The organism is uncultured Desulfovibrio sp., from assembly GCF_944324525.1.
Lineage (GTDB): Bacteria > Desulfobacterota > Desulfovibrionia > Desulfovibrionales > Desulfovibrionaceae > Desulfovibrio.
This window is the reverse complement of sequence record NZ_CALUWS010000008.1, coordinates 61,230-72,562: the sequence shown is the minus strand read 5'-3', so window position 1 is coordinate 72,562 and position 11,333 is coordinate 61,230. Positions and strand designations below refer to the sequence as shown.

Annotated in this window: 10 protein-coding genes; 6 read left to right on the top strand and 4 right to left on the bottom strand. The window is 65.3% G+C overall.

Annotation, left to right across the window (positions count from 1 at the left end; translation table 11 throughout):
• Positions 1-189: 189 nt before the first annotated feature.
• The 3 genes from Q0K12_RS03725 to rplM form a co-directional block, all read right to left on the bottom strand.
• The gene (locus Q0K12_RS03725) at positions 190-1,968 is read right to left on the bottom strand and encodes a YcaO-like family protein (RefSeq protein ID WP_297260434.1); all 1,779 of its coding nucleotides are present in this window, start codon (positions 1,966-1,968) and stop codon (positions 190-192) included.
• A 662-nt stretch (positions 1,969-2,630) separates the two neighbouring features.
• Positions 2,631-3,023 (bottom strand): 30S ribosomal protein S9, encoded by a 393-nt coding sequence (gene rpsI, locus Q0K12_RS03720; RefSeq protein WP_297227714.1) that lies wholly within the window; start codon positions 3,021-3,023, stop codon positions 2,631-2,633.
• Positions 3,024-3,035: 12 nt separating this feature from the next.
• Positions 3,036-3,470, bottom strand: a complete 435-nt coding sequence (gene rplM, locus Q0K12_RS03715) for a 50S ribosomal protein L13 (protein ID WP_296304638.1) — start codon at positions 3,468-3,470, stop codon at positions 3,036-3,038.
• A gap of 278 nt (positions 3,471-3,748) precedes the next feature.
• Between rplM and Q0K12_RS03710 the strand changes: the two genes are divergently transcribed.
• Both Q0K12_RS03710 and Q0K12_RS03705 read left to right on the top strand, forming a co-directional pair.
• A complete protein-coding gene (locus Q0K12_RS03710) occupies positions 3,749-4,984 on the top strand; it encodes an HD domain-containing protein (protein ID WP_297260433.1) in 1,236 nt (411 codons plus the stop codon).
• A 26-nt stretch (positions 4,985-5,010) separates the two neighbouring features.
• A complete protein-coding gene (locus tag Q0K12_RS03705; RefSeq protein WP_297260432.1) occupies positions 5,011-5,757 on the top strand; it encodes a translation initiation factor 2 in 747 nt (248 codons plus the stop codon).
• A gap of 77 nt (positions 5,758-5,834) precedes the next feature.
• Here the strand turns inward: Q0K12_RS03705 and Q0K12_RS03700 are convergent, their stop codons facing one another.
• Complete coding sequence (locus Q0K12_RS03700) at positions 5,835-7,739, bottom strand: sigma 54-interacting transcriptional regulator (RefSeq protein ID WP_297260431.1); 1,905 nt, start codon at positions 7,737-7,739, stop codon at positions 5,835-5,837.
• A 275-nt stretch (positions 7,740-8,014) separates the two neighbouring features.
• Here Q0K12_RS03700 and Q0K12_RS03695 point away from each other — a divergent pair, with 275 nt between their 5' ends.
• Genes Q0K12_RS03695 through Q0K12_RS03680 form a run of 4 tightly spaced genes read left to right on the top strand, consistent with a single transcriptional unit; the run spans position 8,015 to position 11,273 of the window.
• Positions 8,015-8,395 (top strand): RidA family protein, encoded by a 381-nt coding sequence (locus Q0K12_RS03695; RefSeq protein ID WP_297260430.1) that lies wholly within the window; start codon positions 8,015-8,017, stop codon positions 8,393-8,395.
• Between the two features lie 9 nt (positions 8,396-8,404).
• Positions 8,405-9,517 carry an FAD-dependent oxidoreductase gene (locus Q0K12_RS03690; RefSeq protein ID WP_297260429.1) on the top strand — a complete coding sequence of 371 codons (1,113 nt, stop codon included), beginning with the start codon at positions 8,405-8,407 and terminating at the stop codon, positions 9,515-9,517.
• Between the two features lie 29 nt (positions 9,518-9,546).
• Positions 9,547-9,864 (top strand): (2Fe-2S)-binding protein, encoded by a 318-nt coding sequence (locus Q0K12_RS03685; RefSeq protein ID WP_296304632.1) that lies wholly within the window; start codon positions 9,547-9,549, stop codon positions 9,862-9,864.
• Positions 9,861-11,273: an NAD(P)/FAD-dependent oxidoreductase gene (locus Q0K12_RS03680; RefSeq protein ID WP_297260428.1), complete on the top strand. Its 1,413-nt coding sequence runs from the start codon at positions 9,861-9,863 to the stop codon at positions 11,271-11,273. Before Q0K12_RS03685 ends, Q0K12_RS03680 begins: the two co-directional genes overlap by 4 nt.
• The last annotated feature ends 60 nt before the right edge of the window (positions 11,274-11,333 follow it).

Here is an 11,333-nt window from a genome sequence, read left to right as displayed (position 1 = left end):
TAAAGGCAAAAATTCCAGTTAAGGTGCGCCTTATATCCCCGCCCTGAAGGGCGAGGCTTTACGGCGCGCTGGGTAAAGCGCGTTTGGGGAGGGATGGGGGGACTGGGGGGAAGGGAACCCCTTTGCGCGCGAGCCAAAGGGGTTCCCTTCCCCCCAGAAAAAATACCCGTCTCCGCCTCCCCGACCTCCTTACGCCGTGTGCCGCAAGTAGCGCGACATGAGGCGCAGCGAGGGACGGGAAAAGTCGTCCAGCTCGCCGGTCAGTTCCAGATCTGGCACGATGGCGCGCACCACGGGGATATCCAGATCGCGGCGGGTCAGATCCACATAGAGCGGCGTACGTCCCTGCGCGGTCAGCATCTCCTCCAACTGGCGCAGATTGGCCGCCGCCGAGCCGAGGTCCCTGTCGGGGAGCTCCTCAAGACAACGCTGCGGCAGGGCTGAAAGGGCCGGGCCGGTAGGCTCGCCGTAGGGATAGGGCCACGGCGTTTCCGTCAGGGCGGACAGGGCGGCCCGGCTGCCGCTGATCCCGGCGCCTGTAGCGCGCACCACTTCCCCCCGGCGGCTCATGACAAAGCACTGATAGACTGGGATACCGCATTCCGTGGTCATGTCCTGAAACTGCACCTGGATGCCGCGCGCGGCGTAATCGTCCAGCAGGGACTGCAGGAGTTCGTCACGCGAGCGCAGCGTAAAGCACTGATCGCGGCGGAAAGGCGTGGTCGCTTCGGCGTCGCGCTCGATGATCTCCACCAGTGCGGCCACTTTTGCCTCTTCCAGCGTATTGCCGGAAGCCAGTCCCGTGGAGCCCGCCGCCAGGAAGAGCGAAGGCTCGGCCAGATTGCAGAACAGGAAGACCGCCTGCGCGGGCACCAGCACTTCATTGCCTGACGGGTCATGGGCGGGGACCCAGTGCAGCGGCGTTTGCGGCCCGCAGCAGCCCGCAAAGGGTGCGTCCAACGGCAGACGGGCGGGCGGCAGGGCTGCTCGCCCGGCGGCGACGAGTTCGTCATGGGAAGCCAGGATCACCGGCAGCGGCGTTTTGCGGTTCTCCACTTCGCCGGGCCTGTCCGGGCCTTCCGGCCCGCGGATATCCACATAGGCACTGCAACGCTCCACGATCTCCATGCTGTAGGAAGCCCTGGCCTGCGCCAGCGACAGGCCGCGCCCGTAGGCCGTGGCCTCGCCGCGCAGGGTATGACGCACGGCCTGCGCCCCTGCTCCGCTGCGGGCGCGGATGTCCAGCCGCCAGGCTCGCAGGAGCGCGATGGGGCAAAGCGAGGCCTGATGACGCATTTCCGGCCCGGCCAGGATGCCCGCCTCCAGCAGGGCATCCGTGGCGCGCAAAAAGGTCTCCTGCGCCGGGGGACGCTCCAGAGCGGGCAGGCGAAGCGCGGCGACGCGCGCATGAGCGTCGGGCAGCGCCTGCGCCTGCCGCTGCATGGCGGCGGCGGTGGCGTCCAGCGCCTCTTCCGTATACAGCGGCGACAGGTCCACATCTTCCGGCTTGGGCAGGGCATGATGCCCGCGGATGTTGCGCTGGAAAAGCTCGCTCCACTGCCGGGACGCGGCGGCATCGGGACAAAGCGCCGTCCGCAGGTAGACCAGCGGCGTAAAGGACGCCAGCCGCTGCGGGGCATCCGCCGGAAAGACGGCCGCCGCAGCGGCCAGCTCCGGCAGCAGCAAGGCGCATTCAAGCACCAGCGAGGCCGTGGCGGGACGCTGGAAGGTGTCTGTGGCCGCGTCGTAGCAGTCCTGAGCCAGCCGCTTCAGGAAGTCCGCCCCTTTCCGGGCCGCCTGACGCAAACAATGCTGATGGAGGAAATCGTCCAGCGGTGAGGCTTCCAGCCGGTCAAGGGCGGCCTCCCAGGTCAGGGAAGCCGGAGGCTCGCAGGAAAAATAGCCGGTGGTGGCCTGTGTCTGACTGTGCGTATAGGTATAGTCCAGCATTTCGTCGGAATGATCCATGCTCTCTCGCTCTGCTGATAGGGTGATGCAAGGCAGGGTGCAGTATAGTCGGCAGGCAACGAACGGGCAAGGCGAAAAGCGCACGGCCGGCCCGCCGGAGACCGCCCGCGCCCAAGGCCTGGGGTCGATGCCGGCTAACAGTATGGACAGGTTATTTTGGGGGGAAGGGGAACCCCTCGCGCTGCTGTCGATGTCTTATAGTTTGTTGGGGGGAAGGGGAACCCCTCCGCCTGCGCGGGAGGGGTTCCCCTTCCCCCCAAGCCCCCTATCCCTTCCCCAGCGCGCTTTTATCAGAGGAAAAAGCAGGGACGCGGAACGCACCGCTCTTCAGGACAAGTGGGACTAGTGCAGATAACTTTATGTATTTACTGATTAATTAGTAAAATTTGTGTTAATAGACCCTAACCGGAACGGCCTCCGGCCGCCTTTCGGTCGCCGCCTGCGCGGGAGGGCCCGGCCTTTTCGCAGCGAAGCGAGAAAAGGCGTTTCGGCAGTCTTTCCCTCAAGCCCCCATCCCCTCCCCAGCGCGCTTTTGCCAAAGGGAAGCCAGTGATGATTTATCCAATGGAAATCTTGGGAGGCAAGCCCGGGGGCCTGGATGCGTACAATAAAAAAGGGGCAAGCCCGCAGGCCTGCCCCTGGATATCCAATCCCGAAGGATATTAACGCTTCGAGTACTGGTAGCGAGCGCGAGCGGCGCGCAGACCGTACTTTTTGCGTTCCTTCTTGCGGGCGTCACGGGTGAGGAAGCCGGCCTTCTTCAGCAGAGGACGCAGGGCGGGATCCACCACCAGCAGAGCGCGGGAGATGCCGTGGCGCACGGCTTCCGCCTGACCGCTGACGCCGCCGCCGGCCACGTTGACGCGCACGTCCAGCTTTTCAGCCAGCTTGGCGAGCACGAGGGGCTGACGGATGATCATCTGCAGGGTCTTGCGGGGGAAGTACTCCTCGAAGGAGCGGCCGTTGACCGTGATGTTGCCGGAACCGGCATAGATGCGGGTGCGGGCAGTAGCCGTCTTGCGGCGGCCGGTACCGTAATCGAATTTGTCGCTCATGACGTGCACTCCTTAGTAAGGCAGGGTCAGCGGCTGCGGGTTCTGGGCGGCATGGGGATGCTCGGCGCCCGCGTAGATCTTGAGCTTCTTCAGCATGGCGCGGCCCAGACGGTTCTTGGGCAGCATGCCGCGCACGGCGGCCATGAGCACACGCTCGGGCTTTTCGGCCATCATGTCGGAGAGGACGGTGGTCTTGAGGCCGCCGACCCAGCCGGAATGACGGTAATATTTCTTGTCCTGCATTTTCTTGCCGGTGACCTTCACCTTGTCGCAGTTGACCACGACGATGAAGTCACCAAGATCCATGTGGGGGGCGAACTCGGGTTTATGCTTGCCACGCAGGCGGTGGGCGATCTGGCTGGCCAGACGGCCCAGCACCAGATCCTGAGCATCGACCACATACCACTGGCGGTTGATGTCCTTGGGGGTAGGGCTGAACGTCTTCATGGGGATGAACTCCTCTGCAAAATACAGTAGCCGTAATGCGGCGGAAAATCCTTCATGCGACGTGCCGCCTAACGGGGGTGACGACAATATCGCTGCAAAGAGAAGGCTACATAGCCTTTCACGCGCAAAATGTCAAGCCGCCTCCCGCCACACTCACGGAAACGGCCCCTTTTCGTGCGCGCTTGAGCATTATCCTATTCTTTCTTATAATGCCAGCACTTTTTTCACCGCTTCCGTGCGCGCGGGCAGCGCGCCGTCCGTCCCCTCAAGGAGCTCCCATGCCGTCCATCCGCAAGAGCCTGCTGCAGCTCACCTTTTCCGGGGCCTATCTGCTCCGCTGGAACGACAAGCTCCGGCCCGCCGAACTGGTGGAGATCGACAAGCAGGCCCACAAGATGCTGGTGGCCTGCGCCCTCTGGCACGAGAACAGCCGCCACCTTCCCGCCGAGGAACGCCTAGCCCTGGCGCAGGAGATCATCGAGGGCGGCCTTTTCGATTACTACTACCGCCTCATCATCACGGACATCAAGCCGCCGGTCTTCTACCGCATCAAGGAGAACAGGGAGCATTTCCGCCAGCTCACGAGCCATGTGCTCAAACGGCTCGAACCTGCCCTCGCGCCCTTGGGCGACTTCTGGCAGCGCATGCAGGCCTGGCATACCTGCGAGGAGGAGAGCCTTGCCCGGCGTATCCTCACGGCGGCCCACCTCTACGCCTCTCAGTGGGAGTTCCGCCTCATCAAGCCGCTCAACGGCTTTGACGAAGAGATGGACGAGATAGACGTGTCCTTCCGCGAGCGCCTCGCGGGCTTCGATGACGTGCGCGGCATGCCGGACATCGTCAAGGGCAATACGGCGCTGGCGCGCTTCGCCAATCTCTGCGGGCAGCTCCGCTTCCAGATCCGCTGGACGCAGGCCCCGCGCATCCCGGCCACCTCCGTGCTGGGGCACATGTTCATCGTGGCGGCCTACGCCTACTTCTTCAGCCAGTCCATCGGGGCCTGCCGGGCGCGGACGGTCAACGACTTCTTTTGCGGCCTGCTGCATGACCTGCCGGAACTGCTGACCCGCGACATCATCTCGCCGGTCAAGCAGTCCGTGGAGAGCCTGCCGGAGATCATCCGCGAATACGAGGAGCAGGAACTGGAGCGCCGCATCTTCGCCCCGCTGCGGGCCGAAGGACTGGAGGAGCTCGTCGGCCTGCTCTCCTATTATCTGGGTCTGGAGACGGGCTCCGAATTCGACGAGACCATCCTCGAGAACGGTCACGCCAAAAAGATCCGCGACTTCGCCACCCTGCACGGCAGCTGCAATGCCGACGCCCTCCAGCCCAAGGACGGACGTCTCATCAAGGAATGCGACAAGCTGGCCGCCTTTCTGGAGGCGCACAGCTCCATCCGCAACGGCGTCTCCTCGCCGCATTTGCAGGAAGCCCTTGCCCGCCTCAAGGGCGATCTGGTCAGCAGTCCGCTGGACTGCCTGCACCTCGGCGCCCTGCTGGCGGATTTCGACTGACGGGCAACCTGGGGAGGACATTTCACATGCTGCGCCATCTGTGCCTTCTGCTGCTCTGCCTGACCATGCCGCTGCTGCCGGACATGCGTCAGGCGGCCCATGCGACCACCCTGGCCGAGAAAGGCCTTGCGGCCTATGCCGCAAGCATGGAGTATTATTACCGCAAGCCGCAGCCGCGACTGCTGCCCACCCTCCTGCAGCGGATGGACGGCGCCGGCCTGCTGGCCGACGGGGAAAAGCGCCTTCTGGTCGCCGCCTTTCTGGGGGAATGCCTGCGCCATGACGCTTCGTTGCGGCGCATGGTCGCCAGCGCCCAGGCGCAGGCCGGAGAGGAGGGCGGCCGCAACATCCGGCGTACGCTGGCCTGGGCCGTGCATCTTGCCGGACTGCGCGACGCGCCCGCCCTTGTGCGGCAGCTCCTGCCCAGCCACGCCGACCTGACCCTGCGCGACCATATCCTTTCCACGCCAAGTCCCCTGCTGCGCTGGCAAGCGACGTCGGAAAGCAGCGTGCTGCATATGTACTGGACGGCCTTCATGGCCGGCGGCAACACGGCCTATGTGGAGGCGATCATCGACGCGACCCGCCGCTATGCCCGTCTCAAGGCGAGCGGCCGCCAGTATGAGGACGACTTCGACCTCTGCCGGCAGGCGGCGGCCAGTCTGTACGAATTCACCCCCCGGCATACGCTGGTGCGCCGCTGCGTGGAAAAGGCGCTGGCCGCCACACGCGACCCTGCGGAAGCCAGCACGTTGCGCCTCATGCTGCGCTGAGCGGGGCCGCCTGCGCCGATCCCTCGTCCGTCAGACCGTCTTACGCCGCCTGATACGGCAACGATCGGCGGCATCCCTCATGCCCTCTCGTCTCTGCCGCGCCGCAGCTTGCGGTACAGCGTCGGACGGCTGATGCCCAAACGGCGGGCGCAGAGGCTCATATTGCCCTCGCAGGCTTCCAGCATGTCCTGGATGAGCCGCAGCTCCCGCTCCGCCAGGCTGCCGCCTTCAAGGACGGGGGACGGCGCTTCCCCCTCCGCCGCCTGCCCGAAAAAGTGTTCCGGCAGCAGCTCACTGCCCTCGGCCAGATGCATGGCCCGCTCCACGCGGCTTTCCAGTTGCCGGATATTGCCCGGCCAGGCATAGGAAAGCAGGGCCCGGCATGTCCGTTCCGGCAGGGGGAGGGCTGGCCGCTCCAGCAGCTGCGCCTGCCGCCGGATGAAATGCTCGGCCAGCAGGAGGATATCCTCCGGGCGTTCGCGCAGGGGCGGGATGTCGATGGTGAGCGTGCTAATGCGGTAATAGAGGTCTTCGCGGAACTTGTGGTCGGCGATGGCCTGCCGCAGATCCCTGTTGGTGGCGGAGATGATGCGCAGATTGACGGCGATGGTCCGCAGGCCGCCCACCCGCCGTATCTCCCCGGACTGCAGCACCCGCAGCAATTTTACCTGCATGTCGAAAGGCATGTCGCCTATTTCGTCCAGAAAAAGCGTGCCGGAATCGGCCAGTTCCAGCTTGCCGGGCCGCCCGCCCCGCTGTGCCCCGGTAAAGGAACCCTCCTCATAGCCGAAGAGCTCGCTTTCCAGCAGTTCCTTGGGGATGGCGGCGCAATTGAGGGCCACGAAAGGCTGATGCGCCCGCTTGCTGCTGTTGTGGATGGCCTGGGCAAAGAGCTCCTTGCCGGTCCCCGTCTCGCCGCAGAGCAGCACCGGCGCGCCGCCTCCCGCCGCGATGCGGGCGTGATGCACGGCAAGGCGCAGGCTTTCGCTCCTGCCGAGGATGGACTCAAAGGTAAAATGCGCCATGTTGCCCGTGACTTCCACGGCCATGCGCATGACTTCCTTGCGCTCCTGGATGGTCAGCAGTCCCCCCACCACTTCCCCGCCCGGCATGCGCAGCGGATCGAGGGAGACGAAGTGGATGACGCCCGACTGCCGGGCCACCGCCTCCTTGGCGCGCAGACTGCTGCCCGTAGCCAGACAGTGCAGCAGCTCGCCCGACTCCATATATCCGTTCAGCAGCTGCCCCTCGCAAGCCGAAGGCAGGCCCAGCAGGCCGCGGGCCCGCCGGTTGCATTCGGCGATGCGGCCTTCCGAGGTGATGGTGAGGATGCCGCGCGGGTCCGCATCGATGATGGCCCGCAAGGACTGGCGCTTGATGGCCAGCTCACGGAAGCGGCCGCGTTCGCGCAGCTGCGCCCGCACGGTCTCCGCCGCCTGCCGCACCAGCCCCAGCGTATGCACGTGCATCCTGCGGGACTGCCCGCTCAGGGAGATGGCCCCCAGCACCCGCGTGCCGTCGGGGGAAAAAACGGGCGCGCCCGCGTTGCTGATGTCCCGCGCCGGGACGGAATACATGCGGCTGCCCGGCAAAAAGACCGGGATGCGCTCGGCCAGGGCAAGACCGATGGCGCAGGTGCCCACATCCCGCTCCGTCCAGCGGTAGCCCGGCAGGCAGCGCCTGCGCGTAAAGTGGTCCATGAGGTCGGCATCGCCCACCACATAGAGGACGTATCCCTCCCCGTCGGCAAGGGCCATGCAGAAGCCCGTATCCTTGAGCAGACGATACAGGCTGTCTATCTGTTCCCGCGCCAGTAGGAAAAATTCCTGCTGTGCGGCGATCCGGCGGCGCAGGGCGGCCGGACCGATCCGCGTCATTTCGGGAGCGCCGTCATGCAGGGGATCGATGCCGTAGACGGCGGAACGGGCAAGCGAACGCCTGATGACGGCATCCAGCTCGGGCAGGAAGGGGGTTATCTGCATAGCATGTAACATCCTGAAACAGTGTTTCATAACATTACACTACCTGCCCGATGAGCGCAAGCTGATAAAATCACTGTCATGTTTTCTTTTTTCACGGCCGTGCCCGGCATAAAAGTGTAATAAAATATTACATATTCTGGACAATCTCGCCCGACAAGCCGTGCGGTAAATAGTATAACATATTGAAAATAAATAAGAAAACAAAAAAGGCACACCCCTTGCTTTTCCCGCAGACAAAGTAGCGGCAGGCCCGAGCGCCTGCAAAGGAGTATGTCATGTCCATCCAACGTTTCGGCACCCCCACCACGCCGGGCGCTCTGCCCTTTTCCAAGGCCGTCGCCGCCGACGGCTGGCTGTACGTCAGCGGACAGGTGCCCCGTGATGCCGACGGGGAGATCGTCAGCGGCAGCATCAGCGTCCAGGCGCGGGTCACCCTCGACAACCTCGTCAAGGTCCTCGAACAGGCGGGCTACAGCCTCAACGATGTGGTCCGCGTTACCGTCTACCTGGACGATCCCCGCGATTTTGCCGGATTCAACAAGGTCTATGCCCGTTACTTCACGGCGGAACATGCCCCGGCCCGCGTCTGCGTCCAGGCGTCCATGATGAGCGATCTGCGTGTGGAAGTGGATTGCGTGGCCTACAGAAAGCCCTAGGGGGAGCGTATGGCGACGCATGCACAGGATATCCTGATCGTGGGCGGCGGCATCACCGGTGCGGCGCTGGCCTACGGCCTGGCAGGCTCAGGACGCCGCATCACGGTGCTTGACCGCCAGACGCCCACCAACCGCGCCTCACGGACCAATGTCGGCCTCATCTGGGTACAGTCCAAGTTCCTCCATCTGCCGGATTATGCCCGCTGGGGCTTCCTCTCCTCCCGCGAGTATCCGGCGCTGGTGAGCGAACTGGAGGCCCTCACCGGCCTGCGCATCCCCGTACAGTTCCGGGGCGGGCTCATCCCCGTGCTGAGCGAGGCGGAATACCGGCAGCGCGGGGAGTACATCGACAAGCTGCGCGAGGTGCTGGGCGAATACCGCGGCGGCATGATCGAGCGTGCCGAACTGGACGCCCTCCTGCCCGGCATACGCTTCGGCAGGGAGGTAACGGGCGCGGCCTGGTGCGAGGAGGACGGCGTCATCGACCCGCTGGCCCTCCTGCGGGCCTTCCGGGCGGCGCTGCCGCGCAAGGGCGTCGAGCTGCTGGATCGCGACGTGCTGGATGTACAGCCGCAGGACGGCGGCTACCGGGTCGTCACCGACAACGGCATCTACGAGGGAGGCACGCTGATCCTGGCCGCCGGGCTGGCCAACAGGCGCTTTGCTCGCTTCGCCCTGCCGTCGCTGCCGGTCTATCCCGACCTGGGGCAGGTGCTGCTCGTGGAACGCATGCCCTACGTCATGCCCATACCGGTGCTGGGGGCCACGCAGTCGTTCGGCGGTACCGTCATCCTCGGTTTCCGGCACGAAAATGCCGGCCACCGGATGACCATCGAACAGAAAGGCGTTTCCGGCGAGGGCCAGTGGGCCATGCGCGTCTGGCCCGAACTGGCCGGCAAGCGCGTCATCCGCGCCTGGACGGGGCTGCGCGTCATGCCCAACGACAGCATGGCCATCTACAGCCGCCTGCCCGGCCATGCCAACGCCTATCTCGTCAACACGCACAGCGCCGTCACCATGGCGGCCGCGCATGCCCGCCTCCTGCCCCCCTTCCTGCTGGGCGGCAATCTCCCGGAAACGGCCCGCGGCATGACGCTGCAACGCTTCGGCTTCACCTGTTAGCGCGGTTTGACCTGCAAAGGAGAGCAGAGATGAGCAACACCCCCGGTAAAACCGTGCATATCATCGTCAACGGAACGTCCGTCGAGGTCCCCGAAGGCGTCAGCGTGGCGGCCGCGGTGCTCGGCCACAGCCATGAACGGCATTTTTACGAACACAGCCTGGACGGCAGCAAACGCGCCCCGTGGTGTCTCATGGGCGTCTGTTTTGAATGCATGCTGGAGATCGACGGCAGGCCCAATGTGCAATCCTGCATGGTGCAGGTGGCCGAAGGCATGGTGGTCAACACCCAGAAGCGCCCCGCCGTTCCCGGAGAAAACGGCCTTTCGGATCAGGGAGACAGGGCATGAACATCACCAATTTCGACTGCATCGTCATCGGCGCCGGCCCTGCCGGACTGGCGGCCGCCTGCGCGGCCCGGGACTGCGGGCTGGAAGTGGCCCTGCTGGACGAGCAGGCCGCTCCCGGCGGTCAGCTTTTCCGTAATGTGGAATCCCCCCTTGCCCAGCGCCTGCTTGACGAGAAGGACAGGCGAACCGGACTGGATCTGGTGGCCCGCTTCCGCGCCGGCGGCACGGATTACCGTCCGCATTCGACGGTCTGGGCCATCGACGGCACGGCCGTGAGCTATTCCCGCAACGGCGTATCGGAACGCATCACCGCCTCGCACATCATCCTTGCTCCCGGCGGCATGGAACGTCCCGTGCCCTTCCCCGGCTGGACGCTGCCCGGCGTCATGGGCGCGGGCGGCATGGACATTTTGCTGCGCTCGGACTGCCTGCCGCGGCTCAGCCGGCAGGAGCCCGTCGTGCTCTGCGGCAACGGCCCGCTGCTGCTCCTGCTGGCCTGCCATCTGCTGGATGCCGGGGCCCCTGTGGCCGCCTGGCTGGATACGGGCGACACGCTGCGCCGTCTGGCCGCCCTGCCCCACATGCCCGCCGCGCTGGGGGACCGGGCCTATCTTGCCAAGGGCCTGCGCATGGCCCGCCGCGTCCTCTCCTCCGGCATGCCCATCATCCGCAACGTGCGCAGCCTGCGGGCCGAAGGCGACGGCCATGTGGAACAGGTGCGCTATACCACCAGCAAGGGCGAGTACCGTCTGCCCGCGGGCATGCTGCTGCGGCATGAGGGCATCATCCCCCGCACGCATATCCCCAATGCGCTGGGCCTTGCCATGACCTGGGACGAGGTGCAGCGCTGCTGGCATCCCACCACGGACATCCGCGGCCGCACGAGCTGCGAGCATATCTCCATCGCCGGCGACAGCGCCTATGTGCATGGCGGCGACGCCAGCCTGCTCAAGGGGACGCTGGCAGGCATCGACGCGGCACGCCGCCTGCACGTCATCAGCGAAGCGGAGGCCGATCACAGGAGCGCCGGGACACTGCGGGAACTGCGCCGGCTGGAGTGGGCCCGCGGCTTTTTGCGCCACATCTTCGCCCCGCATCCCGACATCTTCGCCGTACCGGACGAGACCATCATCTGCCGTTGCGAGAACGTCAGCGCCGGCGACATCCGTGCCGCCGTGCGGGAAGGCTTCACCAACGTCAACGAGATCAAGCGCTTCACCCGTTGCGGCATGGGGCCATGCCAGGGACGCATGTGCGGCCCGGCGCTGGCCGAACTGGCCGCCCAGGCCTCCGGCCTGCCTCCCCGCCAGGTGGACATGCTGCATGTGCGCATGCCCTTCCGCCCCGTCCCCCTCAATGAATACTGCACGCTCAATGGCCTCGGCTACGAGGAGAATCATACAGCGTAACCGCGTCCGTGAACAAGGAAGAGGTTTTCCCCAGCTACGACAGCATTTCAGGAGGTTCCC